This window comes from Arthrobacter sp. HLT1-20, from assembly GCF_054510895.1.
Genome location: NZ_JBTNDR010000014.1, coordinates 17717 through 44412, shown reverse-complemented (window position 1 = coordinate 44412; position 26696 = coordinate 17717). Strand labels below are relative to the sequence as shown.

The window sequence follows — 26696 nt, the reverse complement described above, 5'->3', positions numbered from 1 at the left end:
TTTGTTGTCCTTGGCGTCCCTCCCCGCGGGGAGGGACGTGCAGCCCCACCCCGTTAGGCGGATCTTGTGTCAGGTACATTTATTGGCGCCGATGTGGCGCAGCTGCGCGGTTTTGCCCAAGACCTTTCGGCTTGCTCAAAGCACCTGACAACCATTTCTGCCTCCCTGAACAACGCACTGGCAGCCCTGCCATGGCAGGGCCCGGACAGCGAGCGTTTTCGCCGGGCTTGGAGCACTTCCCAACTGCGGAGCATTCGGGGCGTTTGCGCAGAGCTGGAATCGGTGGCACAAGTACTGCTGCGCAACGCGCAGGAGCAGGATGCGGCAAGCTCAAGCGCCTCGCTGGACACCGGCGGTTCGCTGCCGACCTCCCTAAGTGGCACCCCGGGCGTTGACGTGGACAACAAACTTGCAGGCATGAGTTCCGGTGAGATTGACAAGTATTTGCAGTCCGAAGAGTTTGAGACGTGGGTTCGCGAGAGTCAGGCCAATGCTGACGCCGCGAAGACCCTGGTGGACAAACTCGCAGACTCCGGCCAGGTTGCCATGCTCGGCCCGGACAAGCAGGCCAATGGCTATGGCGCATTCCTGGAGCAGTATTGGGCGGAATCGGCCATGCGTGCAGCGGGAATTGATCCCGCCCACTGGGACCCCGCGCAGGGTGTTGACTACAATCGCGAAGACATTTACAAGGTCTACGCGTTTTATGCCGAGCTCTACAAGAACGATCCCCGCATGGAGTGGATCGGCATGGCCAACCAAGTGGGCCCCACCTTCATTGCCGGCTTTGAAGACCTTGCCGTGCTGCACAAGATGGCGGCCACAGGGCAGGAGGCCAGCGACTTCCTCTCGGACATGGATCCCCTGCGATACGCAGCGTTGCAGGGCTTGATGAACCTCGGCGAAGCGGATTTGGCCTACTACGAGACTTCTTTCCTGTCGATGCAGAAGCAGATTTTCACAGATATTGGCTCGCAGCACTTTGCCTACCAACAAGGCGGCCTCGCCGAAATTGAACGAATGGACAAGGCCGATCTTGTCACGGATCGAATGCGGCAAGCATGGCTCAACATCGATTCAGTGCCGGACTATGCCAACCCGCAGGACTACCATCGGCTGACTGGGTCGCAGCAGAATGCTTTGCACCAAGCATCCTTGAACATTGCGGACAGGGAGCAGAACTACGTCATTGCCGACGACTACGACGCCATCAGAAGCCGGCCCTCGGGAACCATTTTTACCGAGGCCATGACAGTTCTCGGCCAGCCGAGCATTGTGGGCGCCCAGTCCTACTATGAGAAGTTCCCCGCGGCCGATCCTTACCTTGACGTTGGCAGGTTTCCGCCTCTTGGTGTGGATGTTCACCACGGAAACATCTCGGTGCGCGAAGACCGCTGGGCATTGATAGACCAAGACACCCTTGGCGCGTACGAGTACTGGTTGCACAGCCAGGAAAACCCCTATGGTGAGATGATGAAGCCCATGCCTGAAAGAGTTGACGAGTACCGCATGGTGCCTACGACAATCCGAAATCTTGTGGGGGAACCATGAAGCGATTCGTAGCGGCAGCGGTTTTCTCAGCGGTTCTGTTGGGCGGCTGCTCCCTCATCCCATCCTCACCTGCGTCCAAGGAGCCCACCCACGTGGTCAATGGCAATTCACAGTTCACCCCCGAGGGGATCAAAGACATGAAGAGCAGCCGGCAGGCCAGCTTTGACGTTTCCAAACGCCCGCTGTCCATGTCAGCCCTTGGTTTCCCCGAAGGTTCCGACGGGATTCTCGTGGGCACAGATTCGGAGCAGTTGATCGATGTCAGCATCGCTACTCCCCATGGCGTGGTAACGATGTCCACAGACACCATCCGCGTCCGGCCGGGACTCTCGCCTGAAAATGTTGACCACATAGACATCTTCTACAACTTCCCGAATGCCCAGGATGCCAACGCTGAGATCCAGCGGGCCGCAACCGAGTTGGGGTTCCGTGAGCTCGACGACGTCACACCCATCGGCCCTGAATTCAAGGACGGCTCCGGCAAGAAAAGCTGGAACCCCGGCTACGGAAATGCGACAGGGACGGTGTTTTCTGTCGAGGCCATCGCAAATCACACCACGGGAAGCTTAACGTGGATCTACTCGATTAATCTCGCCGACACCTACTACACACCCGAGGCGGCTGCGGGTATTGCTGCAACGGGTGAATTCGACCACTTCAAAAAACAATAGTTCCTCACCATCCCGCAGCGACAATCACCTGAACGCCCCCAAACCCGTGAGCTTCTGCCCAAGAATAAGTGTGTGGACCTCATCGGTGCCTTCATAGGTGCGCACCGATTCTAAGTTGTTGGCATGGCGCAGGGGCGAGTGATCCAAGGTGATGCCGTTGCCACCCAAAATGGTGCGCGCCTCGCGGCAGATCTCTATCGCTTCACGGCAGTTGTTGAGCTTGCCCACGCTAATCTGGTGGGGTGCAAGCCTGCCCGCATCTTTCAGCCGGCCCAGGTGCAGGGCCAGGAGGAAGCCCTTGTTGAGCTCCAACGCCATGTTGACAAGTTTCTGCTGGGTGAGCTGGTACCCGGCAAGCGGCTTGCCAAATTGCAGGCGTTCCTTGGAGTAGGCCAGGGCGTCTTCGAAGGCGTCCCGCGCAGCCCCCATGGTTCCCCACGCAATGCCGTAGCGCGCCTCGTTCAGGCACGAGAAAGGGCCTTTGAGGCCTGTGACCTCGGGAAGGACGGCGTGTCCGGGCAGCCGTACATTCTCCAGCGTGATCTCGCACTGGATGGAGGCGCGCATCGAAAGCTTGTCCCCGATGGGCGTGGCGGTGAAACCGGGCGTGTCAGTGGGCACCACAAAGCCGCGCACGCCCGCGTCCGTCTGGGCCCAAATGACCGCCACCTGCGCCACATTAGCCAGGCCAATCCAGCGCTTGGCGCCATTGAGCACCCAGTCTTCGCCGTCTCGGCGGCCAAAGGTGGTCATGGATGAGGGGTCCGAACCCGCTGTGGCTTCGGTAAGTCCAAAACAACCGATCGCTTCCCCCGCAGCCAACTGCGGCAGCCACTGCTGCTTTTGCTCCGCCGAGCCGTGCTTGGCGATGGCGGACATGGCTAGCGAGCCTTGCACGGAAACAAAGGTGCGTATGCCGGAGTCGCCAGCTTCAAGTTCCGCGGCGGCGAGGCCGTACTCCACGGCCGTTGCACCGGCGCAGCCGTAGCCCTGTAAATGCATGCCCAGCAGCCCCAACTTGGCAAGTTCGGGAACGATCTCCAGCGGGAACCGGGCGTCCTCGTACCAGGTGGCGATGTTGGGTTTGATCTCCTCGCGGACAAAGGTGCGGACGCGTTCACGCAAGGCGAGCTCCCCAGGGCTCAGGAGAGAGTCGAAGGAGATCAGGTCTGAGGGGTCGGCAGCCCCTGATATGTCCGCATCCGGGGAACTGTGGGCGAAGGTCATGGTGTGGTCCGTTCTGGTGTTTGTCCGGCAGCTCCGGTGGGTGGCCCCGATCCTGTCATGAAGTCAACACCATGCACACCCCTTGTGGCCACCTTTGGCAGCAACCAGGGAGCTGCGCCTGGGTTTGCCGCTTAAAGGCAAACGCCGGGTCTGCCACCAACATGGAGTTGATGGCAGACCCGGCGTGAATGCTGGTAGGAAGAACTTACGCCTCTTCGGCGTCCTCTTCGTCCTTCTTGTACGGGTCTGCATCGCCGGCAAATTCGGCATTCGCGGAGAGTTCAGCCAGCTTGGCGTCACGCTCCTTGGCCACCCGCAGGAGGGCTTCCAGGTTGGAGGCGTTCTCCGGGATGACGTCGGCAACGAACTCCAGGGTGGGCGTCAGGCGCACAGTGATGTTCTTGCCAACCTCGGCGCGCAAAACACCCTTGGCGCGTTCCAGGCCGATCTTGGCCTCCGACTGGGCAGTCTCGTCACCGAAAACCGTGTAGTAGACGGTGGCGTGCTGCAAGTCATTGGTGACGCGGGCGTCGGTGACGGTGAGACCTTCAACGCGCGGGTCCTTGACCCGGCGGCGGAGCGCCTCAGCCACCACAACTTTGATGCGCTGGGCCAGTTTGGCGGCGCGGGCTGAATCAGCCATGAATAACTCCTAAAGAATAAAAGGGACAGACGACGGCGGCAGGTGCCAAGCCGTCAAGTCCAGGTTCGTTCCGCGAGACTAGGCGAGTCTAGGACGGCGCACGGGCGCCTCCAAGATTTTTTTGGGGCGCCTCGGGCGTGGCTCGGGCGTCTGCAGCGACACACCGATGAAGTCGGGTGTGGCGCCAAGCGGGCGGAGGCGCCCCCAAAAAAATCTTGGAGGCGCCTCTCGATCCCGGACGTGTTAGACGCGCGGCTTTTCGCGCATTTCGAACGTCTCGATGATGTCTTCGGCCTGGAGGTCGTTGAACGAACCCAAACCGATACCACATTCGAAGTCCGTACGGACTTCAGTGGCGTCATCCTTGAAGCGCTTGAGCGAGTCAACGGTGAGGTTGTCACCGATGATCTTGCCGCCGCGGAGCACGCGTGCCTTGGAGTTACGGCGGATGGTTCCGGAGCGAACAATGGAACCAGCAATGTTGCCGTGCTTCGAGGAGCGGAATACTTCGCGGATCTCAGCGGTACCGAGCTGAACTTCCTCGTACTCGGGCTTGAGCATGCCCTTGAGAGCCAGCTCAATGTCATCGATGGCGCCGTAGATGACCGAGTAGAAGCGCATGTCGACGCCTTCACGGTCAGCCAGTTCGGCAACACGCTCGGCCGGCTTGACGTTGAAGCCGATGATGATCGCGTTGTCCACTGTTGCCAGGTTGACGTCGTTCTGCGTGATAGCACCAACACCGCGGTGGATGACGCGCAGCTGCACGCCTTCGCCAACATCGATCTTGAGCAAGGAGTCTTCCAGCGCTTCAACAGCACCGGAAACGTCACCCTTGAGGATGAGGTTGAGAGTGTCAACCTTGCCATCGGCAACGGCCTGGTCGAAGTCTTCCAGGCTGATGCGCTTGCGGCGCTTGGCCAGTGCCGCGTTACGGTCGGCTGCTTCACGCTTTTCAGCGATCTGGCGGGCTGTGCGCTCGTCGCCTGTAACGAAGAACGTGTCACCTGCACGGGGAACGTTGGACAGACCCAGCACCTGGACCGGACGCGAAGGACCGGCCTCGGAGATGACGTCACCGTTCTCGTCGAACATGGCACGAACACGGCCGTGGGCAGTACCTGCCACGATGGTGTCACCAACGTGCAAGGTACCCGACTGGACGAGAACAGTTGCCACGGAACCGCGACCCTTGTCCAGGTTCGCTTCAATGGCAATGCCGCGGGCGTCCTTGTTCGGGTTGGCGCGCATGTCCAGGGCAGCATCGGCTGTCAACAGCACAGCTTCGAGGAGTTCCTCGATGTTGATGTTGTTGCGGGCTGATACGTCCACGAACATGGTGTCGCCACCGTATTCTTCGGGAACCAAACCGTATTCGGTCAGCTGGCCACGGATCTTCTCCGGGTTGGCTGAATCCTTGTCGATCTTGTTCACGGCAACCACAATAGGCACGTTGGCGGCCTGGGCGTGGTTGAGCGCCTCAATGGTCTGCGGCATGACGCCATCATCAGCGGCAACCACCAGGATGGCGATGTCGGTGACCTTGGCACCACGGGCACGCATGGCGGTGAACGCCTCATGACCGGGTGTATCGATGAACGTGATGCGACGCTCTGTACCCTCGTGCTCGTGCACGATCTGGTACGCACCGATGTGCTGGGTGATGCCACCATGCTCGTCGGCAACAACATCCGACTTGCGGATGGCGTCCAACAGGCGCGTCTTACCATGGTCAACGTGACCCATGACTGTGACAACGGGGGGACGGACCTCAAGGTCGTCGTCGCCTTCTGCTTCAAGCTCGGCATCGAAGTCGATGTCGAAGCTGCTGAGCAGTTCGCGCTCTTCATCCTCGGGGGAAACGACCAGGACCTTGTAGCCCAGCTCGGCGCCCAGGAGTGCAAAGGTGTCTTCATCCAAGGACTGCGTGGCGGTAGCCATTTCACCCAAGTGGAAGAGAACCGTCACCAATGCTGCGGGGTTAGCTTCAATCTTGTCTGCAAAGTCGGTGATGGACGCACCACGACGCAAGCGGATGACCGTGCTGCCGTCACCACGGGGAACAGTTACGCCACCGAGTGAAGGAGCGCTCATCTGCTCTAGTTCCTGGCGCTTGGCACGCTTCGACTTACGCTGCTTGCCACGGCCTGCGCCGCCCTTACCGAAGGCACCCTGGGTACCACCGCGACCGCGGCCACCCTTGCCGAAGCCACCACCGGCGGGAGCGCCGCCTGCGGGAGCGCCACCGGGTGTAGCACCGGGAGCACCCGGACGACCGCGGCCCGGAGCACCGGGACGGTCAGTTCCGCGACCGGGCGCGGCGGGGCGCTCGGTGCGGTTGGGCATCATGCCGGGTGTGGGACGGGGACCGCCGGGACGCGGAGCGCCACCTGCGGGACGGGGCCCACCGGCGCCGGGAGCGCCAGCCGGACGGGGAGCACCCGGACGGGGGCCACCTGCACCTGCAGCGGGGCGGGGACCACCGGGACGGGGTCCGCCGGTGCCAGCGTCGGCACTGCGCGGGGTACCCGGACGGGGCATACCCTGAGACGTTGCGAACGGGTTGTTACCCGGACGGGGAGCACCAGCACCGGTTCCACCGGGGCGCGGCGCACGGTTGTCGCCGCCGCGGGTGTCGCTGCGGTTCTCGTTGCGGTTTTCCGTACGCTCGGGACGGCCTGAACGCGGCATGCCCTGTGACGTGGCGAAGGGGTTGTTGCCGGGGCGAGGAGCACCGGGTGTCTGTGCCTTCGGAGCCGGCGCAGCCGCTGCTGCGGGAGCAGCCGGGGCTGCCTCTACAACAGGTGCTGCCGGAGCGGCAGGGGCGGGTGCGGCCGGAGCTGCGGGTGCCGGGGCAGGCTTAAGACCGGGCTTGGCGCCCGGGGTAGCTGCCTTGGGACCCGGCACAACAGCACTGGGTGCAGCTGCTGCGGGAGCAGCCGGAGCGGTGGCCGCTGGTGCGGCCGGTGCTGCGGGAGCTGCTGCAACAGAGTTGGCCTCGGGAGCCTTGGCTGCCAGAGGGAATGCGTCGCGAAGTTTCTTCACAACGGGGGCCTCAATGGTGGACGATGCTGAGCGAACGAATTCGCCCAACTCCTGCAGTTTGCTTACTGCTTCTTTTGAGGTGATACCGAGCTCTTTTGCAAGCTCGTGGACGCGGGCCTTGGCCACATTTCTCCTGTCTCGGCCCGCACCGGACAGGTACGAACCGCTTAATTCTTACTGCACCATTCCATGCCGGAATGGGCGGCGTGAGAGCACGTGAAATTGCTCATTGTTGGGCACTCATCGCTGGGTACTCATCGGGTTTCCATCGGTTTTCTGACCCGCTTTCACATAGGGACAAATAGGTTCGTAATTTACGTGGTTTCGCCTTGTTCAAGACTGTTTTGCGCAAAGCTCTCAACCTCGCTGGTGGCGGTGACCCCCGGAAGGGCCCTGCCAATGGCGCGGCGTTTGATAGCCAGTTTCCAACAATCCGGGCGGGGGTGCAGCCACGCTCCCCTGCCAGGCATACGACGCAATACATCAACCAACGCTTCCAGTTCACCGGAACTGCTGGTTGAACGCACTACCCGTACCAATTCCAACCGGTCTGCTTTTTTCCTGCACCCAATACATGTCCGTACAGCCTGGCCGGCATCAACAGTGTCAAACTGTGTTGCAACTGTGTTCTTTGCCAACCGTGCGCTACCTTCAAGTATTTTTGGGCATCAGGGCATTTTCAGGCCCGGTTCGTCTTATTCTACCGCGCCGTTTGGCCGCAGGCCTAAACAGCCGCGGCGTCGGAGACGATGTCGATGCGCCAGCCGGTGAGCTTGGCGGCCAGGCGGGCGTTCTGCCCTTCCTTACCAATGGCCAAAGACAGCTGATAATCAGGGACAACAACCCGTGCAGAGCGCAGCCCCTCGTCAATGATGGTGACCGAAATCACCTTCGACGGCGAGAGGGAGTTGGCGATGAAAGTGGCCGGATCGGCGCTGAAATCAACAATGTCAATCTTTTCATCGTTGAGTTCGGTCATGACGGCGCGGACACGCGAGCCCATCTCGCCGATGCAGGAACCCTTGGCGTTCACGCCGAGCTTGTTGGCCTGCACAGCAATCTTGCTGCGATGGCCGGCTTCCCTAGCCAGGGCAACGATTTCAACTGTGCCGTCAGCGATTTCCGGAACCTCCATTTCGAAGAGCTTCCGTACCAGGCCCGGGTGTGAACGGGACAAGGTGATGGAGGGGCCCTTGAGTCCGCGATGGACGTCCACCACAAACGCACGGATGCGCGTGCCGTGGCGGTAGTCCTCGCCGGGGACCTGCTCATTGGGGGGCAGTACGCCTTCAACAGCACCCAGATGAACCTGGATCATGTTGGGGTTGTTGCCCTGCTGGATCTGGCCGGCAACAAGCTCGCCTTCCTTGCCACGGAACTCGCCCAGGACGTTGTCGTCCTCAACGTCGCGCAAGCGCTGCAAGATGATCTGGCGGGCGGTGCTGGCGGCAATGCGGCCAAAGCCCTTGGGGGTGTCGTCAAACTCGCCCACCGGCTGGTCGTCGTCGTCGAGCTCGGCAGCCCAGATGGTGACGTGGCCGCTCTTGCGGTCAAGCTCCGCGCGGGCCATCTCGTGGCAGCCCGGGGACTTGTGGTAGGCCATCAGCAGTGCCTGCTCAATGGTGGGGATGAGCAAATCCAAAGGGATTTCTCGTTGACGCTCCAACTCGCGAAGTGCGCTCATATCTATGTCCATGGTCAGTTTCCCTCTCCATCGACTGCGTTGCCGCCAGTCGGTTCAAATTCCAAATCGAGCTCGGCCTCTTCCAGGCGAGCAAATTCCAGCTCAACAACACCACGGCGAATGGCCGTAAACAAGACTTTTTCGACTTCTCCTTGTTTTGCCTTCATGCCCTTTTTGACCGGCAGTTCTGGCTTGAAGAGCACGCCGTCGTCATCCACAGCCAGGATCCGGCCCATAAAGTTTTCCCGATCAACCGCATTGACCTTGGCCATGCGGCCCAGGGCCCGCCGCCAGTGCCGCGGTTCGGTCAAGGGGCGGGTGGCCCCGGGAGAGGAGATTTCAAGGTCGTAGGCGCGTCCGTCGTCGTAGGGATCTGCATCCATGACTTCGGAGAGATCGCGGGAGATGGCTGAAATCGCGTCCAGTCCAACACCGCCGGAGGCGTCTTCCGTCAGATCTACAACCACGGAAACCGTGCGGTGGGATCCGGCCAGGTGGACTTTTACTTCTTCCAAGTAGAGATCCGCTGCGCTCACCGTGGGGGCTAAGAGTTTGTGGAGTCTTTGCGCCTCCGCCACTGTGTCCAGGGCTGCGTGTGAGTGCTCTGCGTGTGAGTGCCCTGAGCGTGCGGCCGATTTGGGCCTATCTGGCTTGGTCATTGGACGCCCGCCTCCCTATTGATGATGTTGTAGATATATAGACTACCGAGTTTCCGGGCATGCCGCTGAACACAATGGGTGTGAGTATGAACGCACTGCCGGGCAACTTTGCCGGCGCTGGGCCTTTCGGTGCCCGGTTGGGGAGGCAAGCATGAGATGATCAGCAGTTGTGACCAATCCACTTTCTCCTGCTGTTTCTTCGCCCGACGCCCCCGCTGTGCCGGCTTCCGGCGCGAGCGCAGCGGCGGCCAAGCCAAAGCGCAAGGGTCCGCGCCGGGCCACGGCTCCTGCCGGCGCACCTGCCACGTCACCTTCTGGTGCGCCGGCGCTGTTGGTCGTTGGGGCCGACGGCGTCATGGTGCCGCCTCCTGCCGCGGAGCCGATGGCTGAAGTGGTGGACGCGCCGGCCCCCGCACCCCATTCAGTTGACGAGCCGGCAAGCGAGCCTGAAACGCTGGATGCGCCGGCCCCCGAGGCAGAAATTACGGCGCCCGACGACGACGCCACACTTGTCCCAGCGGCTGATGCCAACGAGCGGGAAACCGTTGGCGGCGAAACTGCGCCAGCTGATCCGGACCTTATAGAAGACCTTGTGGCGGACGTTGCGGCCCCGCTTTCCCGGCGCGAAAGGCGCCTGGCAGAGCAGGGCCCCGTGTCCGGCGTCGCCATAGCATCGCCTGCGGCGGCCACTGCGGCACAGGCGCTGACTGGGGCACCTGCAACTGAAGCGAACGGCGGCGCCACGGAAACCAGCACCAAGCACCAGAACGTGCCGGCCAGGGGCCGGTTTGCCTCGTTCACCCGCGGCCTGTTTTTCCTACTGGTCATTTCACTGGTGGTGGTTGGTATGGGAACAGTGCTGGCAGGCCATGACGAGGCAGCTGTGGGCCCGTCCCAAACGGAGGCCAACAGGCAGCGTGCCTGGGAGCAGACAACACAGCTTCTGGCCCAAGCCAGCCACTTGACCGGTTCCGCGGGCACCCCCAAAGCTCAGGAGCTGCTGAACCAGGCCGCCAAGGATTTGGCAGTTCAGGCTGCCGCCCTCGGCAATGGCTTGCCGGCCAGCATCCCGGCCACCCCCGCTCCCACGCAGGCTCCCCCAACACTGGCCCAGTTCGCTCTGGCACTGCACACCCATGGTGAGGAGTTGCTGGGCAACGCGATGGTCGCGGACTACGCCATGGGGCGGGTTTTTGCGGCGGTGGGCACCAGCCAACTGCTGCAGGGCCAAAACCTCATCACGGTTGCGGGGACCACGGCCCAGCCGTCTAAGTTCCTGCCCGCGCGCATCGACTTCCCGGCGGCTGTTGGACCCACCTGCAAGTCCACGCTGGAACCTCGGCCCGGCGCCACCATCGATGCTGCCCTGCGTGCCGCGGCTCTGGGTGAGCAAAAAGCTGTCTACGCCTACCAGGTGGCCACAACCCGCTTTGCCGAACCACAGTTTGGCAGCTCATCGACGCTGTTGGCTCGGCATGAGCGGAAACTTCAGATCCTCAATGAGGAACTTGCGCTCAGGTGCCTGCCCCTGGCCACACCTGTTGCCGGTTTCGCCGTGGATGCAAGCTTCACCGTGGCGCCTGCGAGGGCCCTTGCCCGCTTGGAAGGCGAGTTGGGTGCCATCTATGGCGATCTTGCCGCGCTGAGTCCTGCCGGAAACCCTGCCGAGGCCACGCCGTCGGCAGGAACCACAACCACGCAAGCCGCAGCAACTGCGGCGGCCCAGGTGCCATCCGGAACCAGCAATCTGCGCGAAGTTTCCGTCGCCTGGTTGCTGGATTCGGCCCAGGCACAGCAGTTCTGGGGCGGCGCCGTGGGTGCACTGCCGGGACTGGCAGCAGCTGCGCCTGCACCCGCAACTGGAGCGCCCTAGCCACTGCAGGGGTCCGTCCCTGATGCCTGTCCTTAGCGAAGCTTAGCCATACCTGCGCGAGGCTATCCTTCCCTTGCTGGCGGCGAAAACGCCACGGTGGTTGGCTTGGTGCCATGAAGCAAACACAGGAGTTGGCGGCTCCCCGGGAACACGCCAAACATGGGGAAATGGCCCAGCGGCTGAACTGGTTGCGGGCAGGCGTCCTGGGCGCCAATGACGGGATCGTCTCCGTGGCAGCGGTGGCCGTGGGTGTTGCCGGCGCCACGGATGGGACCGGCCCGCTGTTGACGGCCGGCATGGCGGCACTCGTGGGAGGTGCCATCTCGATGGCTCTGGGTGAGTACGTTTCGGTGAGCAGCCAGAGCGACAGCCAGAAGGCGGCGATCGCGCGCAAGCGGGCCGATCTGGAACGTGCCCCTGAAGAAAACGTGGCAGAACTTGCCCAGGCCTACGAGCACAAGGGTCTCTCCCCCGCCACCGCCTCCCTGGTGGCGCGGGAATTGAGCCACCATGATGCCTTGGGCGCGCACCTGTCCGCCGAGCTGAATCTTGAGGAGGCCGACGTGGTCAGTCCCTGGCATGCAGCTCTGGCCTCAGCCATCGCCTTTACGCTCGGTGCCCTGTTGCCGCTGCTGGCCATCTTGCTGCCGCCGGAAAGCGTCCGAGTGCCCGTCACTTTTGTGACAGTGTTGCTGGCTTTGGGCATCACGGGGTGGATCGCGGCCACCATTGGCGGCGGCTCCCGCGTCAAGGCAGCTGCCCGCGTTGTGGTGGGTGGCGCACTGGCGCTGGCCGCCACCTTCGCAATTGGAAGCTTGCTGGGTTCCAGTGGGCTGGTCGGCTAGTTCCATGAATGCTCGACGCCGGAGCCCACGTTTCGGTGCCTGCGACTAAACTCGGGGTGTGCCAATGAGCGTAGAGATTCCCGAACCTTTGAAGTTGCGCCACCGCGGAAGCCACGAGGGACGGCTGTGGCTGGGAAATCTGCCCGGGTTCATCCGGCTTGCCCTCCAGCAATGGGGGCTCCGTGTTGATGTGCCCCGGGGCGAGCTGCCCTGGTACGGGCACACGGGCGTGGTGATTCCCGTGCTCACACACGCCGGGGACGCTGCGGCCCTGAAAGTGGCTTTCCCCTCCGAAGAAGCGTTGCTGGAACCCATTGCGTTGAAACTCTGGGACGGGCACGGAACCGTGCGTGTCCTGGACAGCGACGATGCCTTGGGCGCCACGCTCATGGAGCGGCTGGATGTGAACCGTTCCTTGCTGGGTCTGCCCATGGATGAGGCGATTGCCGTGTGGGGCGTGTTGGTGGCGAACCTCAGCATTCGCCCCGACGGCCGCCAGCAGTGGCAAGCGATCCCTGCCGTTGCCGCCACGGCCGAACGGTACTGCGACGAATTGCCCCAGCGCTGGGCGGATCTTGCTGAGCCGTTCCCCCGGTGGCTCCTGGAAGCCGCCTTGGAGGTCTGCCAAACCCGCGGTGTTGTAGGCCGGCGCAGCAGCAACGACGTCCTGGTGCACACAGATCTGCACTACCTGAATGTTCTGGCCCGCCGCAACGGCAACGAGTACTTGGCCATCGATCCGCAGGCCCAGATCGGTGACGCAGAATTTGCCGTTGCGCCTTGCCTTTGGAACCGCTTGTCAGAGTTGCCGGCCCGCAACCCCGAAGCCGGGCTCCGCCGTCGAGCCTCACAATTGGCTAACGCGGCGGGGTTGGATGAGGACCTTGCTGTGCAGTGGTCAGTGGTGCGGGAAGTGGAAAATGCGCTGTGCTATCTGGAGGAGTCGGCGCACAACGACGCCCAGCGGTCACTGTGGGTGGCCAGCACCATGGCAGGAAACACGCTTCCCGGCCTGCCGGAAGTGCATCAGCTCAAGTCGCTGTACTAAGGCTCAGGACTTGGTGGCTAAGGCATGTTCTGACCCGGTTCACGGTCTTCTGTGGAACGTCACGCGGATGATGCCGCTCTGCGCAACCTCGGAACTGGCAACGTGGCCGGCCTCGAGTTCCTTGAGGCCGTCCCAGAGCCGGGTGCCCCGGCCCAGCAGGATGGGGTTGATGGCAACGTGGAGTTGGTCCATGCGGCCCGCCTTGAGGAAGTCGCCAACCACCGTGGCACCACCGCCGATCCGCACATCCTTGCCACCGGCCACATCCTGCGCCCGTTTGAGCACCTCATCTGGTGTGGCGGAGAGGAACTTAAACGTTGTGCCGCCCGTCTTCTGGATCGGCGGTCGTGTGGAGTGCGGGGCAGAAATACCGGCACCCTGAACGGCGGCTCGTCACCCCACCAGCCGCGCCGGTTGTGGTCATCCGGGAAGTGATGGAGGCCAAACATCCCGACGCCTGTGATCTCGGCGCCGCTACTCATCGTGCAGCACCCGCTCGCGGAAGGTCCGGGTGGCAGTGTAGGCGCCAACCAGCTTGCCCCAGTCGTGGCCGACCGGATGCTCAGGCGATTGATCGGCGGTTGTGGCGTACCCATCGAGAGAGATCTTCAGGTCGGCGCGGACAGTCTTCGATTCTCCGCCAAAAATTGCGTGCACCATAGCCATCACTCTAGAGGGCGGGAGGACGCAGTCAAGGAGTCCGTGGGGCGGCAGCTAGGCGTTGACGACGTTCTCGTTCCAGACGTCAAAGCCCAATTTGATAATCAGCGCGCCCACCACCACCAGGAACACAATCCTGATGAACTTGCTGCCTTGTTTCACGGCTGTGCGTGCGCCGAGATAGCCGCCAGCCATGTTGGCGGCGCCCAGGACCAGCCCCACGCCCCACAGCAGCGAACCGTGCGGCAGGAAGAACATGAGGGCTCCTGCGTTGGTGGCGAGGTTGACGATCTTGGCCTTGGCGCTTGCCTCCAGGAAGGCGTAGCCCATGAGACTGACCATGGCTATCACCAAGAAGGATCCGGTGCCCGGACCAATGAGGCCATCGTAGAAACCGATCAAGCCACCGATGCACACGGCAACCACATAGTGTTTGCTGCCCGCGTGGCGCAACGCCGTCAGTTCGCCAATGTTCGGTTTGAAGGCCGTAAACAGCAGCACCACCACCAGGGCAACCACAATGATGGGTTTGAAAACCGATCCCGGCAGGCTGGCCGCCACCACTGCGCCGCCAAGACTGCCCAGCAGCGCCACCCCTGCCATGGGCAGGGCCGTGCGCAGGTCAGGTTTCACGCGACTGTAATACGTTACGGAACTGGTGGCCGTGCCAAAGATGGAGCCCATCTTGTTCGTCGCCAGTGCCTGGACCGGGGTGATGCCGGGAATCATGAGCACCACGGGAAGCTGCAGCAGCCCGCCCCCACCCACCACGGCATCGATCCAGCCGGCAGCAAAGCCAGCCACAATGATCAACAAAATGGTGGCAGTGGTGATGTCTTCAAAACCGGAAATCATTCGTCCCCCTCATGCATGGCAACTGGCCCGCAGAAAACGGCGAAAATTCGCGCTTTTGGCGCAATTTTCGGCGTTTTCTGCGGGCCAGTTGTGGTGCTACTGGTTGTTGAGGATGTACTGAACAGCCTCGGCCACAGCCACGTTCTCGGCAGCGCCCGTGGCGCGGTTCTTGATCTCCACGACGCCGTCAACCAGTCCACGGCCCACGGCCAGGATGGTGGGGACGCCCAGAAGTTCGGCGTCGCCGAACTTCACGCCGGGGGAAACCTTGGGACGGTCGTCGTAAATGACTTCCAGTCCGGCGGCTTCCAGATCGGCGGTCAACTGTGCAGCTGTGTCGAAGATTTCCTCGCCACGGCCCACAGCCACCACGTGAACGTGGGCGGGTGCCACGTTGGAGGGCCAGATCAGGCCCTTGTCGTCGTGGTTGGATTCGGCCAGGGCGGCAACGGCGCGGGTGACGCCAATGCCGTAGGAACCCATGGTCACAACAGCCAGCTTGCCGTTCTGGTCCAGGACCTTCAGGTCCATGGCCTTGCTGTACTTGGTGCCCAGGGCGAAGATGTGGCCCATTTCAATGCCGCGGGCGGTTTCCAGGGGACCGGATCCGTCCGGGGCGGGATCGCCCTCGCGAACCTGGGCGGCCTCGATGGTGCCGTCCCAGGTGAAGTCGCGGCCGGCAACCAGGCCGAACACGTGCTTGCCGTCTTCGTTGGCGCCGGTGATCCAGCTGGTGCCGGAAACAACGCGGGGATCAACCAGGAACAGCAGCTTGGTGGCAGCCTCGGTGCCCAAAACCGCTGCATCCAGGCTCAGGCCCGGGCCAATGTAGCCCTTGATGAGGCCCGGGTGCTTCTTCAGGTCAGCTTCACCGGCAGCTTCAACGCCAACTTCGCCACCGATGGAAAGGTGCATGCCAATGTTGGCCTCGATGCGCTTGAGGTCAACCTCGCGGTCACCCGGCAGGGCAACAACAACAATCTGGCGCTCGCCCGTGGGCAGGTCAATGGCCAGGACCACGTTCTTCAGGGTGTCGGCAGCCGTCCACGCGCCTCCGGCACGCGGTGCCAGCTGGTTGGCAGCATCCACCAAAGTGTCAATGGTGGGGGTATCCGGGGTGTCCCGGACAACTGCTGCGGCTGCGTTGCTGAAGTCAATATCCTCCGGCACTACTGTGGTGACGGCCTCAACGTTGGCCGCGTAGCCGCCGGCGGAGCGCACAAAGGTGTCCTCGCCGATGGCCATGGGGTGCAGGAACTCTTCGCTCTTGGAACCACCCATGGCGCCGGCGGTTGCTGCCACCGGGATGATTTCCAGGCCCAGGCGCGCAAAAATACGCAAGTAGGCACCGCGGTGGGCCATGTAGCTGGCTTCCAGTCCGGCGTCGTCAATGTCAAAGGAGTAGGAGTCCTTCATGATGAACTCGCGCCCGCGCAACAGGCCTGCCCGGGGACGGGCCTCGTCGCGGTACTTGTTCTGGATCTGGTACAGGCTCAGCGGCAGGTCCTTGTACGAGGAGTACAGGTCCTTGACCAGCAGTGTGAACATTTCCTCGTGGGTGGGAGCCAGCAGGTAGTCGGCACCCTTGCGGTCCTGGAGACGGAAGATGCCGTCGCCGTATTCCTGCCAGCGGTTGGTCTGCTCGTAGGGCTCCTTGGGGAGCAGCGCCGGGAAGTGGACCTCCTGGGCACCGATCGCGTCCATCTCTTCGCGCACAATGGTTTCAACCTTGCGCAGCACGCGCAGGCCCAACGGGAGCCAGGTGTAGATGCCTGGGGCCGCGCGGCGGATGTAGCCGGCACGGAGCAGGAGCCTGTGGCTGTCCACTTCGGCGTCGACGGGATCTTCACGCAGAGTACGTAAAAAGAGTGTGGAAAGGCGAAGTGCCACGGGCAAATTTTCCATTTCTTGAAGTTGGTAGGTGCCGCCGTAGTTACAGGCGCACAGATACCAATCTACCGGTTCAAGCAATGTGATGGCACATGCACCCGAAGCTCCCACCCACGTGCGGGCCCCGATCTCGAGGGGTCCCTGCGGATGGTGGCTTTGCTGGACAGCTGTTCGCGGCGGGTCTAGTTTGAATTCATAGGTTCATGCACCGGCAATCTTGGAGCCACGATGTCTCACAAAGCAGAGCTGCCCGCCCCCGACGGCCCATTTGCCCCCGTCCCGGTACCGGCCAACCCTTCGGGCACCAACGGCCCGGTTGCCGTCAGCGTTGAGGGCCTGCGGGTTCACCGTGGCAAGGCCACCGTGCTGGCCAATGTTTCCTTTAACGTCCAGGAGGGCCGCATCACGGGCCTGTTGGGTCCATCCGGAAGCGGAAAGACCACCCTGATGCGGGCGCTGGTGGGGGTCCAAAAGATAAACGCGGGAACGCTCAGTGTTCTGGGCCGTCCGGCAGGTGACCTGGCGAACAGGAGCGACGTGGGCTACGTCACCCAGGCGGCCAGCGTGTACAAGGACCTGAGCGTTCTGGACAATGTGCGCTATTTTGGGGCCGTGCATGGCCGGGGCAAGGAGGACGCCCACGCCGTGCTGGCGGCGGTGGGGCTGAGCGAGTTTGCCAAGCGGAAGGCCGGGGATTTGTCCGGCGGGCAGTTCAGCCGAGTCTCCTTGGCCTGCGCACTCGTGGGCAGGCCAAAACTGCTGGTTCTGGATGAGCCCACGGTGGGCCTGGATCCTGTGCTGCGGGCCGATCTGTGGAAACAGTTTTCAGAAATGGCGGCGGAGGGCACCACGCTCATCATTTCCAGCCATGTCATGGAGGAGGCGGGGCATTGTGATTCGCTGCTGCTCCTGCGTGAGGGCATGCTGCTGGCCCAGCTGACGCCCGGGCAGTTGCGTGTTCAAGGCGGAACGGACGATCTTGAACTGGCCTTCCTGCGGCTCATCCAGGCTGCGGAATCGGAAGCAAGGGCCGCGTCATGAATCTCTCGATGATGTGGGCCACCAGTGTTCGCGTCCTGCGGCAGCTCAAGGGCGATCCACGCAGCATTGGGCTGATCCTTGTGGTTCCTGCCGTGCTGTTGGCCCTGGTGTACTGGCTGTACCAAAATGAAACGCTGGCCCCCGGGCAGCCCCGCACCTTTGACCGGGTGGGGTTGATGATGCTGGGCATTTTCCCGTTTGTGGTGATGTTCCTGGTCACCTCCATCACCATGCTGCGGGAACGGACCTCGGGCACTCTGGAACGCCTTTTGACAACCCCCATCCACAAGGCCGACCTCTTGTTTGGCTACGCCTTGGCATTTTCCATCATGGCGGGTCTGCAGGCTCTGGTTGCCGCCGCCACAGCCTACTGGGTTTTTGGGCTGAAGATCGAAGGCAACGCGGGCTGGGTCGTGTTGATTTCCGTTTTGACGGCGGTCCTGGGCGTGGCGTTGGGGCTACTGTGTTCGGCGTTTGCCACCACCGAGTTCCAGGCGGTGCAGTTCATGCCCGTTGTGGTGATTCCACAAATCCTGCTGTGCGGCCTCTTTGTGGCCCGGGATCACATGAACGGTGTTTTGGAGGCCATTTCCAACGTTTTGCCGTTAAGTTATGCCGTGGATGGTTTGCAGGAAGTTGCCGCCCACGCGGAGCCAACCGCCGATCTGGTGACGGACCTGGTGGTGGTGGCAGCCTTTGTGGTGGCCGGCCTGCTGCTGGCATCACTGACGTTGCGGCGCCAGAGCACCTGATCGCCTGGGCGCCAGGGGTCATGGGTAGCTCTGCCCATGGCTTGTTGGCGCCACCGCAACCTAGGCTGGAGGTTCAACAAATCGGCAGATTGCAGGAGTTTCCATGAGCACCGGCCATCGTGGTGCAGCCCCGGAGGATTTGCGGCAGTTCGCCGTTGAGCTGGAGCGGGCACACACCGTCCTGCTCACTGTCTTGACCGAGTTGAGCGCCCGGATAAGCACCAACCTGCGGTGGGAAGGCCCCGACGCCTTTGTGTTCCGGCACGCTTGGCAGTCATCCTATGCCCCCGTCATTGGCCAGACCGCAGCGCTGCTGGAGTCCACCGCCCACGCCATCAAAGTCCAGGCTGCCGAGCAGGAGTCCGCCAGCAGCTAGCCCGCGCAGGGCCGCACCTCCCTGCGTCCTTGGCCTAGCCAACGGCTAGGTCGGATAGAGTCTGCTCACACCAGCGCAGCCACGACTCCTCGTACACAATTCCGGCCTGCAACACGGCATGCTGCAACTCATCGGCCGCCGTTTTCTGGGCTCCGGCCGGAAAATCGTGCGCCTCGATGGCCAGGTAACGCTCCAGCGTCAGCGCATGCAGCGCCCTGTGGCGCAGCAACTCTGGACGCACGTCAACGCTCCCCAGCACGGCTGCCGCACGCAACCTGACCAACAGTTCATCCCGGATGGGGCGCGGCTCCCCCGGTTCGGCGCACCAGGACTCCAAAGCGGCCCGGCCCGGCGCCAGAACCTCAAAGTGCCGTTGCTGGCCGCGGGTTGCCTCCACACCGTGGGCCCGGACCAGGCCGCCCTGCTCCAGCTTCCCCAGCTCCTTGTAAATCTGCTGGTGGGTTGCCTGCCAAAAATGGCCCAGCGACTTGTCAAAGCGGCGCGCCAACTCGGCCCCCGTGCAGGGCTTTTCCAACAGCGAGGTCAGGATTGCTTGTGCCAAGGACATGGTGTGTACTTAGATCCCTGCCGCCAGCCGGGTGCCCTGATCGATGGCCCGCTTGGCATCAAGTTCCGCCGCAACATCCGCTCCCCCAATGACGTGCACGACGGCGCCACCGGCTTCCAGCCCGGCCTGCAGTTCACGCTGTGGCTCCTGCCCGGTGCACAGGATGACCGTGTCAACGGCGAGGACGGTGTCGGTGCCGTTGACGCGCAGGTGGAGTCCGGCGTCGTCAATCTTTTGGTACTCCACACCCGGGACCATCTGCACGCCCTTGGCTTTCAACGCTGTGCGGTGGATCCAGCCGGTCGTCTTGCCCAGGCCGGCACCCACCTTGGTTTCCTTGCGCTGGAACAGGGCAACCCGGCGGCCGGGGAGCTGCGGCTCGGGCGTGGTGATGCCGCCGGCGCCCCTGTACGCCTCGTCAATGCCCCATTCGCGGTAGAACTTCTCCGGGACCAGCGTGGCACTGGCGCCGTGCTGGGTGATGAACTCGGCCACGTCAAACCCAATGCCGCCGGCACCCAGGATGGCCACGTTGGCGCCCACTTCCTTCTTCTCGCGCAGGACGTCGAGGTAGCTCATGACGCTGGGGTGGTCCACGCCGTCGAGCTCGGGAATGCGCGGGGTGACGCCGGTGGCCAGCACTACCTCATCAAAGTTCTCGGCGGCGAGGAAGGCGGCGGTGACCCGGGTGTTCAGGCGCAGTTCGATGCCGCGCAGCTGGATCTGGCGGGCAAAGTACCTGATGGTTTCATGGAATTCCTCCTTGCCAGGAATCTGCTTGGCCAGGTTGAACTGGCCGCCAATCTCACCGGCGGAGTCAAAGAGCGTCACCCGGTGGCCGCGCTCGGCAGCTGTGACCGCAAAGGCCAGCCCTGCCGGTCCGGCGCCAACCACCGCCAGCTTCTTGGGCACCTGGGTGGGTGAAATGACGATCTCGGTCTCGTGGCACGCGCGCGGATTGACCAGGCACGACGACGTCTTCCCGGCGAAGGTGTGATCCAGGCAGGCCTGGTTGCAGGCGATGCAGCTGTTGATCTCATCGCTCCGGCCCTGCTGGGCTTTGCGCATGAAGAATGAATCGGCCAGGAACGGCCGCGCCATGGAGACCATGTTGGCTGTGCCGTCGGCCAGGAGCTGCTCGGCCACATCCGGGGTGTTGATGCGGTTGGTGGTGATCAGCGGAATGCTGACGGACCCCATAACCTTCCGGGTGACCCACGCGTAGCCTGCTCGTGGCACGGAGGTGGCGATGGTGGGGATTCGAGCCTCGTGCCAGCCGATGCCTGTGTTGATGAGGGTGGCGCCAGCCTTCTCCACGGCCTGTGCCAACGCGATGACTTCCGCCAGGGTGGAGCCATCCTCCACCAGATCCAGCATGGAGAGCCTGTAGATGATGATGAAGTTCTTCCCCACGCGCTCACGGGTGCGGCGGACAATTTCCACGGGGAAGCGCATCCGGTTCTCATACGAGCCGCCCCACTCGTCGCTGCGATGGTTGGTGCGCCTGGCCACGAATTCATTGATCAAGTAGCCTTCGGAGCCCATGATTTCCACGCCGTCGTAGCCCGCCGATTGGGCCAAATGGGCGGCGTGGACAAAATCCTCGATGGTCTGCTCAACTTCGTCGGCGCTGAGTGGATGCGGGGTGAGCGGGCTGATGGGAGCTTGAACGGCGCTGGGTCCCACCAGCTCGCGGTGGGATGCGTAGCGGCCAAAGTGGAGCAACTGCAGGGCGATCCTTCCGCCCTCCGCATGCACAGCCTCGGTGACCACTTTGTGGTGCTCCGCTTCCTCGGGGGTGCTGAGCTTGGCCCCGCCCTTCATGGGCCGGCCGGCGTCGTTGGGTGAGATGCCGCCCGTCACCATCAGGGCGACTCCCCCACGGGCGCGTTCGGCATAAAATGCGGCCATGCGCTCAAATCCGCCGGGTCGTTCCTCAAGGCCCACGTGCATGGAGCCCATCAGCACCCGGTTGGGCAGGGTGGTGAAACCCAAATCCAGCGGGGCGAACAGGTGGGGATACTGGCCAGCGTTCATCAATGCACTCCTTTGCGCAACAAGTTGCATAATCGTAGCGCGAATTTGGTGATCTGGGCTACATGCGGCTCGTGAGCGTCGAAACCGGCGCATGGCTGCTCAGTTTCACTCCAGGCTCTTCGCCGACTACGCAGATAATGCCCTCTCAATGGATTGAGAGGGCATTATCTGCGTAGTCGGCGACGGCGAGGCGCAGCGAAGAGCCGCGACTAGAACAGAACCGTGGCGAAGGTGCCGACTTGTTCAAATCCCACGCGCTCATAGCTTGCCCGAGCACGGGTGTTGTAGTCGTTGACGTAGAGGCTTGTCACTGGCGCATGCGCCTGGGCTAGCACCACCACGCCCGCCATGTATCCGGGACTGAGCCCGGCGCCACGGTACTCCGGATTCATCCACACACCCTGCACCTGGGTGGCGTGCCTAGTGACTGCGCCCAGATCTGCCTTGAAGATGATCTCACCCTGGGGCTCCTCGTGACTGAAGGAATAGCCGTGGTTGATGAGCCAGGCAACGCGGCGGCGGTAGCTTTCCTCGCCGCCAAGAAACGGCGAGTAGCCCACTTCTTCCTCGAACATGGCGGCGGCGGCGGCCAGGATCTCGCTGAACTGGCTGCTCCTGCTGACAGTAAGTGCGGGATTCGGTTCCACCAGCGGAGGCCCGGAAATTGTCAATAGGGGTTGGTTGGCCCGGATTTCCTGGGCCGAAACACCTGCCTTGTGCAGCACGTTCATGAGGGCAAGAGTTGCCTCGGCTGGCCCAAAAATGGAGGCCCGGGGCTGCCAGTGGTCAAGAATCCACTGGCCAAAATACGTTGCGTGTTCAGCCGTTGCCTCCACGGGCACCACGTTGGAACCCACCCAACAGGCAGCGGCGAGGGTTACGCCGTCGTCCTTGAAGATGCCCAGCATGACGGCGCTCGGGAAGGCGGGCACGGCGCTGTTGCTTTGTTCGATCAGCGAATCGACGAACACGTTGGCCACGCGATCGCGCGCTATCAAAGCCCGGAGCGCGTCCGTGTCCGCATGGACCAGGACGCGCACCGGCAGGTGTTGCGGCGCCTTAGGAAACGCTAACCACGGGGCCACCTTGGAGAGTCGAGTCATCGGATTCGGACTCCATCTGTTCGGCTAGTTTCATGGCTTCTTCAATGAGTGTCTCAACAATTTGATCTTCCGGAACAGTCTTGATGACTTCTCCCTTCACAAAGATTTGGCCCTTGCCGTTGCCGGAGGCCACGCCAAGATCCGCTTCGCGGGCCTCGCCGGGTCCGTTGACAACGCAGCCCATGACGGCCACGCGCAAGGGAACCTCCATGCCTTCCAGGCCGGCAGTGACCTCTTCGGCCAGCTTGTAAACGTCCACCTGGGCGCGGCCACAGGACGGGCAGGACACAATTTCCAGCTTGCGCGGGCGCAGGTTCAGCGACTGCAGGATCTGGTTGCCAACCTTGATCTCCTCCACCGGCGGGGCGGAGAGCGACACGCGAATGGTGTCACCAATGCCCTTGGAGAGCAGCGCACCAAAAGCCGTTGCCGACTTGATGGTGCCCTGGAATGCGGGGCCGGCCTCGGTGACGCCCAGGTGCAGGGGCCAGTCGCCCTGCTCGGCGAGCATCTCGTAGGCTGCCACCATAATGACAGGGTCATTGTGCTTGACCGAGATCTTGAAGTCGTAGAAGCCGTGCTCCTCAAACAAGGACGCCTCCCACACAGCGGACTCCACCAATGCCTCAGGTGTTGCCTTGCCGTACTTCTTCATGATGCCCGGCTCCAAGGAACCGGCGTTGATGCCAATACGGATTGAGGTGCCATGGTCCTTGGCGGCCCGGGCAATCTCCTTGACCTGGTCATCAAACTTGCGAATATTTCCGGGGTTCACGCGCACGGCTGCACAGCCAGCTTCAATGGCCGCAAAAACATACTTGGGCTGGAAGTGAATGTCGGCGATGACAGGAATCTGAGATTTGCGGGCAATGATGGGCAGCGCGTCCGCGTCATCCTGAGATGGGCAAGCTACACGCACAATGTCGCAACCCGATGCCGTAAGTTCAGCAATTTGTTGCAGCGTTGCGTTGATGTCAGTGGTGGGGGTGGTGGTCATGGACTGCACACTGATGGGCGAATCCGAGCCAACACCTACCGGGCCGACCTTGATCTGCCGGGTTTTACGCCGAGGTGTGAGTACCGGCGGGGGCAGTGGCGGCATTCCGAGACTGACGGAGGTCAAAATATGCTCCTTGGAGTTCATTATTCAAATAGTGCAACACGGGCACCTGTGATTGGCGCCGCTAAGGAATCTCGCAGTATCTACCATTGATTGTAGGCTCGATCCCTGCTATTTGCGGACCAGTGAGGCCTAGGCCACGTAGCCGCTGAGCTGGCCAATCACTGGATTCCATGCGGAAATCTTCAGACCGGTAACACCCCCGCCTGAGCTCATGGGATCCTGTGCCAGAAGTTCACGCAGGGCGGCTTCGTCCGATGCACGGAAAATCAACAGGGCACCAGCACCACCAAGGTAGGGTCCGGAGGCGAGAACCACTTCAGCTTCGGCCTGGCCGGCCAACCACTGGCGGTGGGCGGGGCGGTGCTCCACACGGGCAGCCTCCGCTTCGGGACCGTATACGTACTCAACAGCAAAAATAGACATGGATTCACCCTATAGCAGGAGTGCTTTTGTGACCGCAGCAACGCTGGCCGCCCACAACATTGACGCTAGGGTGCCAATGATGAACCGCTCGCTGGCCGCGGGGGTATCCTTCAGCTCCGGATATCTTCCTAGGCCCTTGATGGCAACCACGTAGGCGATGGCCACCGGCTGACCGGAGAAAATTGCCACTGCAACGGCAGCGCGTTCCAGGAACCCGATGAGCAACCCGCCACGCAGGACTTCAACTTTGGGGCGCGGGGCGGGCGCATCTGTGGCGGCGCCGTCCGGCATCGGACTTTCCGGGGTGGAAGTTTCCGTTTCTGGTTCGGCAGGCTGAGCTGGCGCAGGTGACCCCTCAGAAACCTCGGCTGCCCCGGATGCGCCGGACTCGGCGGCGTCTACGGCCCGGACTGTTTTTGATTTGGCGAACTTCAGGAGCCCCGCTGTCACGGGCCAGCCTCCGGCCACCGCAACGACAAGCGCCACGCCTATCCAGAGCGCATCCATGGGACCTCCCTCAACCAGCGAATCCCCAAGGTGGGCGCCGGAACCACTGTGGTCTCTAAACTAGCTTGTGGCACCGACATTAAGTGCTTGTTGCGCGTGCTGCAGGAGCAGGGCTGCCGCCCCACGGCCTTGGCGCACCTCGTGGCGGCCCGAGCGCACAATGGCCTTACTCACTGCCTGGGGGCTTATGCCCAATTTCCTGGCCACATCCTTTTGGGAGGCATCCGGCGCTGCCGCCAGGGCGTCCAGCACGCGCCATTCAGCCTCGGACCGTCTCCTGATTACGTCCCCCGCCAGGACCAGGACCGCCTCGGCAGCATCTGTCCATGGGGCAGCGGCAGCGAGGGGCGTCTTGACACAAAGCGGCACTCGCTCCCCCGTTTTCTTGGCAGCGTCCACTGCTTCCCGAGCCGCCACAAATGCGTTCCCCGATGCTTCGCGGGAGTTTTTCGGCAGGGGCAGATCCATCTTGCCCAGGCCAATTCCTATGTACCAGTCGCGTTCCCGCAGAACCCTGGCCACTGCTTCGACAACTGCATCCGGATCCCTTATCACGCCTTGAATTTCATCGCCCACAGAGCGCTCAAAGGGCAGGACCGTCTCGATGCTGGCCAGCAGGCCCAACAACTCCGGCACCTTGTCGCCACGGGTCCGGCTGCCGCGCTGGTCAATAGTCATTACGAACATGAATAAACCATAATTGATTGTTTAGTGACAATCAACCATTTTTGGATGTTACAGACGGGCTGGATGCCCGGCCGCAAAAAATCAGCCGAAGAGGTTGACCGGTTTCACAATGTCTGCGTAGATCAGCAGGGCACCCATGGCCATGAGCACCACTGCGGCAACATAGGTGACGGGCAGCAGCTTGGCGATGTCGAACGGCCCGGGATCCTTGCGTTTGAAGACCTTGGCCACGGTGCGCCGCGCACCCTCATAGAGCGCACCCGCCACGTGCCCGCCGTCGAGCGGGAGCAGCGGAATCAAGTTGAAGACAAACAGGGCAAGGTTCACACCAGCCAGCAACCCAATCAGCGTGGCCGCCCGGGAGCTCAGCGGGATCTCCTCCATGGCAGCTACTTCACCGGCCACCCGCCCCACACCCACCACGGAGATGGGGCCGTTGGGATCCCTGGGTTCGGAACTAAACGCGGCCTGGGCCACGCCTACCAACTTTTGCGGAAGCTGGAGTACCACCCCGCTGATCTGGACAATGTTGTTCCCCACGGCAGGCAGAACGGCCGACGCCGGTTGGCGCACCATGGCCGCACCGGGCCCAACACCGAGGAACCCTACCTGCACGGTGACAGCCTTGCCGTCGTCGTCCATTTTGGCAACACCGTTGGAGTCAATGACCGGTCGGGCCGTCAGGACGGGGGTGATGGTGGTGGTGAGGATTTGCCCACCCCGCTCATAAACCAAGGGGACGCTCTTGCCTGCAGAAGCCCGCACGGCGTCGGTGAAGGCGGTCCAGTCGGTGACGTCCTGGCCGTCAAAGGACTTGATGGTGTCCCCCGGGCGCAACCCGGCAGCGGCTGCGGGCGTCTTGGTGCAACGAGTCAGGTCGGTGGGTGCCGGTTCACCAAACGCCACCTGGCAGGCGTTCACGCTTGCCAAGGTGGTGGTGGCCTGCGCCGTGCCAAAGCCCATCAGCAGCACACCCATGAGCACCACACCGATGAGCAGGTTCATGAACGGCCCGCCCAGCATGATGATGATCTTTTTCCACACGGGAAGCTTGTAGAACACCCTGTTGGCGTCCTCCGGGCCCACTTCCTCGTGCGCGGCACTGCGGGCTTCGGTGGCGATGGTCTGGAACATGCCCGTACTGGAGGGGCGCACGCTGCCATCGGTGGGATTCGGCGGGTACATGCCAACCATGGCAACATAGCCGCCGGCCGGAATGGCCTTGATGCCATATTCCGTTTCGCCTTTTTTCCTGGACCACAGGGTGGGTCCAAAGCCAATCATGTACCGGGTCACCCGGACCTTGAAAAGCTTTGCGGGCAGCAGGTGGCCCACCTCGTGCAAGGCGATGGAGAGGGCGATCCCAATGGCCACGAAGGCCACTCCGCCAATGAAAAGCAATACAGTCACGATTTACTTTCTTGTCCC

The 26696-nt window shown here is 62.5% G+C and carries 26 protein-coding genes; 8 read left to right on the top strand and 18 right to left on the bottom strand.

Annotated features, from left to right (window positions below):
• Positions 1–66 precede the first annotated feature (66 nt).
• Positions 67–1551, top strand: coding sequence for a WXG100 family type VII secretion target (locus tag ACX80Q_RS09500; RefSeq protein WP_459330287.1), 1485 nt, complete (start codon positions 67–69; stop codon positions 1549–1551).
• 92 nt (positions 1552–1643) lie between these two features.
• Positions 1644–2222: a hypothetical protein gene (locus ACX80Q_RS09495; protein WP_459330286.1), complete on the top strand. Its 579-nt coding sequence runs from the start codon at positions 1644–1646 to the stop codon at positions 2220–2222.
• 24 nt (positions 2223–2246) lie between these two features.
• Here ACX80Q_RS09495 and ACX80Q_RS09490 read toward each other — a convergent pair whose 3' ends face one another.
• The 6 genes from ACX80Q_RS09490 to ACX80Q_RS09465 form a co-directional block, all read right to left on the bottom strand.
• Positions 2247–3449, bottom strand: a complete 1203-nt coding sequence (locus ACX80Q_RS09490; protein ID WP_459330285.1) for an acyl-CoA dehydrogenase family protein — start codon at positions 3447–3449, stop codon at positions 2247–2249.
• A gap of 205 nt (positions 3450–3654) precedes the next feature.
• Positions 3655–4092: a 30S ribosome-binding factor RbfA gene (gene rbfA, locus ACX80Q_RS09485; RefSeq protein ID WP_459330284.1), complete on the bottom strand. Its 438-nt coding sequence runs from the start codon at positions 4090–4092 to the stop codon at positions 3655–3657.
• 243 nt (positions 4093–4335) lie between these two features.
• Positions 4336–7263 (bottom strand): translation initiation factor IF-2, encoded by a 2928-nt coding sequence (infB, locus tag ACX80Q_RS09480; protein ID WP_459330283.1) that lies wholly within the window; start codon positions 7261–7263, stop codon positions 4336–4338.
• Between the two features lie 188 nt (positions 7264–7451).
• On the bottom strand, positions 7452–7775 hold the full coding sequence (locus ACX80Q_RS09475; protein ID WP_459330282.1) for a YlxR family protein: 324 nt from the start codon (positions 7773–7775) through the stop codon (positions 7452–7454).
• An 86-nt stretch (positions 7776–7861) separates the two neighbouring features.
• Positions 7862–8833 (bottom strand): transcription termination factor NusA, encoded by a 972-nt coding sequence (gene nusA, locus ACX80Q_RS09470; RefSeq protein WP_103466354.1) that lies wholly within the window; start codon positions 8831–8833, stop codon positions 7862–7864.
• Between the two features lie 2 nt (positions 8834–8835).
• Entirely contained in the window at positions 8836–9480 is a 645-nt protein-coding gene (locus ACX80Q_RS09465; protein ID WP_459330281.1) for a ribosome maturation factor RimP, read from the bottom strand.
• A 169-nt stretch (positions 9481–9649) separates the two neighbouring features.
• Here ACX80Q_RS09465 and ACX80Q_RS09460 point away from each other — a divergent pair, with 169 nt between their 5' ends.
• The 3 genes from ACX80Q_RS09460 (at position 9650) to ACX80Q_RS09450 (ending at position 13246) form a co-directional block, all read left to right on the top strand.
• Positions 9650–11353: a DUF4439 domain-containing protein gene (locus tag ACX80Q_RS09460; protein WP_459330280.1), complete on the top strand. Its 1704-nt coding sequence runs from the start codon at positions 9650–9652 to the stop codon at positions 11351–11353.
• A 113-nt stretch (positions 11354–11466) separates the two neighbouring features.
• Positions 11467–12198, top strand: coding sequence for a VIT1/CCC1 transporter family protein (locus ACX80Q_RS09455; RefSeq protein ID WP_459330279.1), 732 nt, complete (start codon positions 11467–11469; stop codon positions 12196–12198).
• A 64-nt stretch (positions 12199–12262) separates the two neighbouring features.
• The gene (locus ACX80Q_RS09450) at positions 12263–13246 is read left to right on the top strand and encodes an aminoglycoside phosphotransferase family protein (protein WP_459330278.1); all 984 of its coding nucleotides are present in this window, start codon (positions 12263–12265) and stop codon (positions 13244–13246) included.
• Positions 13247–13285: 39 nt separating this feature from the next.
• On the opposite strand, the gene ACX80Q_RS09445 is transcribed toward ACX80Q_RS09450, so the two are convergent.
• From ACX80Q_RS09445 to ACX80Q_RS09430, 4 genes are all read right to left on the bottom strand, one after another.
• Entirely contained in the window at positions 13286–13531 is a 246-nt protein-coding gene (locus tag ACX80Q_RS09445) for a dihydrofolate reductase family protein (RefSeq protein WP_459330277.1), read from the bottom strand.
• A 189-nt stretch (positions 13532–13720) separates the two neighbouring features.
• The gene (locus ACX80Q_RS09440; RefSeq protein ID WP_459330276.1) at positions 13721–13906 is read right to left on the bottom strand and encodes a hypothetical protein; all 186 of its coding nucleotides are present in this window, start codon (positions 13904–13906) and stop codon (positions 13721–13723) included.
• A gap of 54 nt (positions 13907–13960) precedes the next feature.
• Positions 13961–14761: a sulfite exporter TauE/SafE family protein gene (locus ACX80Q_RS09435; protein WP_459330275.1), complete on the bottom strand. Its 801-nt coding sequence runs from the start codon at positions 14759–14761 to the stop codon at positions 13961–13963.
• A gap of 96 nt (positions 14762–14857) precedes the next feature.
• On the bottom strand, positions 14858–16651 hold the full coding sequence (locus tag ACX80Q_RS09430; protein WP_459330274.1) for a proline--tRNA ligase: 1794 nt from the start codon (positions 16649–16651) through the stop codon (positions 14858–14860).
• 228 nt (positions 16652–16879) lie between these two features.
• On the opposite strand from ACX80Q_RS09430, the gene ACX80Q_RS09425 reads away from it, so the two are divergent.
• The 3 genes from ACX80Q_RS09425 (at position 16880) to ACX80Q_RS09415 (ending at position 18820) form a co-directional block, all read left to right on the top strand.
• Positions 16880–17692 (top strand): ABC transporter ATP-binding protein, encoded by an 813-nt coding sequence (locus ACX80Q_RS09425; protein ID WP_459330273.1) that lies wholly within the window; start codon positions 16880–16882, stop codon positions 17690–17692.
• Positions 17689–18444: an ABC transporter permease gene (locus ACX80Q_RS09420; RefSeq protein ID WP_459330272.1), complete on the top strand. Its 756-nt coding sequence runs from the start codon at positions 17689–17691 to the stop codon at positions 18442–18444. Before ACX80Q_RS09425 ends, ACX80Q_RS09420 begins: the two co-directional genes overlap by 4 nt.
• Positions 18445–18547: 103 nt before the next feature.
• A complete protein-coding gene (locus ACX80Q_RS09415; protein ID WP_459330271.1) occupies positions 18548–18820 on the top strand; it encodes a hypothetical protein in 273 nt (90 codons plus the stop codon).
• Between the two features lie 34 nt (positions 18821–18854).
• Here ACX80Q_RS09415 and ACX80Q_RS09410 read toward each other — a convergent pair whose 3' ends face one another.
• The 8 genes from ACX80Q_RS09410 to ACX80Q_RS09375 all read right to left on the bottom strand — a co-directional run bounded on the left by ACX80Q_RS09410 (position 18855) and on the right by ACX80Q_RS09375 (position 26681).
• On the bottom strand, positions 18855–19388 hold the full coding sequence (locus ACX80Q_RS09410) for a PadR family transcriptional regulator (RefSeq protein WP_459330270.1): 534 nt from the start codon (positions 19386–19388) through the stop codon (positions 18855–18857).
• A gap of 9 nt (positions 19389–19397) precedes the next feature.
• A complete protein-coding gene (locus ACX80Q_RS09405; RefSeq protein ID WP_459330269.1) occupies positions 19398–21425 on the bottom strand; it encodes an oxidoreductase in 2028 nt (675 codons plus the stop codon).
• 209 nt (positions 21426–21634) lie between these two features.
• A complete protein-coding gene (locus tag ACX80Q_RS09400) occupies positions 21635–22528 on the bottom strand; it encodes a GNAT family N-acetyltransferase (RefSeq protein WP_459330268.1) in 894 nt (297 codons plus the stop codon).
• On the bottom strand, positions 22485–23651 hold the full coding sequence (gene ispG, locus ACX80Q_RS09395) for a flavodoxin-dependent (E)-4-hydroxy-3-methylbut-2-enyl-diphosphate synthase (protein WP_459330346.1): 1167 nt from the start codon (positions 23649–23651) through the stop codon (positions 22485–22487). Before ispG ends, ACX80Q_RS09400 begins: the two co-directional genes overlap by 44 nt.
• A gap of 129 nt (positions 23652–23780) precedes the next feature.
• Complete coding sequence (locus ACX80Q_RS09390; protein WP_459330267.1) at positions 23781–24074, bottom strand: YciI family protein; 294 nt, start codon at positions 24072–24074, stop codon at positions 23781–23783.
• Between the two features lie 9 nt (positions 24075–24083).
• On the bottom strand, positions 24084–24581 hold the full coding sequence (locus ACX80Q_RS09385; RefSeq protein WP_459330266.1) for a hypothetical protein: 498 nt from the start codon (positions 24579–24581) through the stop codon (positions 24084–24086).
• Positions 24582–24641: 60 nt separating this feature from the next.
• Positions 24642–25268: a MarR family transcriptional regulator gene (locus ACX80Q_RS09380; RefSeq protein ID WP_459330265.1), complete on the bottom strand. Its 627-nt coding sequence runs from the start codon at positions 25266–25268 to the stop codon at positions 24642–24644.
• Positions 25269–25349: 81 nt separating this feature from the next.
• The gene (locus ACX80Q_RS09375) at positions 25350–26681 is read right to left on the bottom strand and encodes a M50 family metallopeptidase (protein ID WP_459330345.1); all 1332 of its coding nucleotides are present in this window, start codon (positions 26679–26681) and stop codon (positions 25350–25352) included.
• Positions 26682–26696 lie beyond the last annotated feature (15 nt).

Excerpts from the sequence above, each read along its gene's own strand:
- ACX80Q_RS09465 (WP_459330281.1), bottom strand. The coding sequence starts at position 9,480 with ATGACCAAGCCAGATAGGCCCAAATCGGCCGCACGCTCAGGGCACTCA.
- ACX80Q_RS09420 (WP_459330272.1), top strand. The coding sequence starts at position 17,689 with ATGAATCTCTCGATGATGTGGGCCACCAGTGTTCGCGTCCTGCGGCAG.
- ACX80Q_RS09455 (WP_459330279.1), top strand. The coding sequence starts at position 11,467 with ATGAAGCAAACACAGGAGTTGGCGGCTCCCCGGGAACACGCCAAACAT.
- ACX80Q_RS09440 (WP_459330276.1), bottom strand. The coding sequence starts at position 13,906 with ATGGTGCACGCAATTTTTGGCGGAGAATCGAAGACTGTCCGCGCCGAC.
- nusA (WP_103466354.1), bottom strand. The coding sequence starts at position 8,833 with ATGGACATAGATATGAGCGCACTTCGCGAGTTGGAGCGTCAACGAGAA.
- ACX80Q_RS09405 (WP_459330269.1), bottom strand. The coding sequence starts at position 21,425 with ATGAACGCTGGCCAGTATCCCCACCTGTTCGCCCCGCTGGATTTGGGT.
- ACX80Q_RS09380 (WP_459330265.1), bottom strand. The coding sequence starts at position 25,268 with ATGTTCGTAATGACTATTGACCAGCGCGGCAGCCGGACCCGTGGCGAC.
- ACX80Q_RS09415 (WP_459330271.1), top strand. The coding sequence starts at position 18,548 with ATGAGCACCGGCCATCGTGGTGCAGCCCCGGAGGATTTGCGGCAGTTC.
- ACX80Q_RS09390 (WP_459330267.1), bottom strand. The coding sequence starts at position 24,074 with ATGTCTATTTTTGCTGTTGAGTACGTATACGGTCCCGAAGCGGAGGCT.
- ACX80Q_RS09400 (WP_459330268.1), bottom strand. The coding sequence starts at position 22,528 with ATGACTCGACTCTCCAAGGTGGCCCCGTGGTTAGCGTTTCCTAAGGCG.
- ACX80Q_RS09385 (WP_459330266.1), bottom strand. The coding sequence starts at position 24,581 with ATGGATGCGCTCTGGATAGGCGTGGCGCTTGTCGTTGCGGTGGCCGGA.
- ACX80Q_RS09450 (WP_459330278.1), top strand. The coding sequence starts at position 12,263 with ATGAGCGTAGAGATTCCCGAACCTTTGAAGTTGCGCCACCGCGGAAGC.
- ACX80Q_RS09435 (WP_459330275.1), bottom strand. The coding sequence starts at position 14,761 with ATGATTTCCGGTTTTGAAGACATCACCACTGCCACCATTTTGTTGATC.
- ACX80Q_RS09410 (WP_459330270.1), bottom strand. The coding sequence starts at position 19,388 with ATGTCCTTGGCACAAGCAATCCTGACCTCGCTGTTGGAAAAGCCCTGC.
- ACX80Q_RS09490 (WP_459330285.1), bottom strand. The coding sequence starts at position 3,449 with ATGACCTTCGCCCACAGTTCCCCGGATGCGGACATATCAGGGGCTGCC.
- ACX80Q_RS09425 (WP_459330273.1), top strand. The coding sequence starts at position 16,880 with ATGTCTCACAAAGCAGAGCTGCCCGCCCCCGACGGCCCATTTGCCCCC.
- rbfA (WP_459330284.1), bottom strand. The coding sequence starts at position 4,092 with ATGGCTGATTCAGCCCGCGCCGCCAAACTGGCCCAGCGCATCAAAGTT.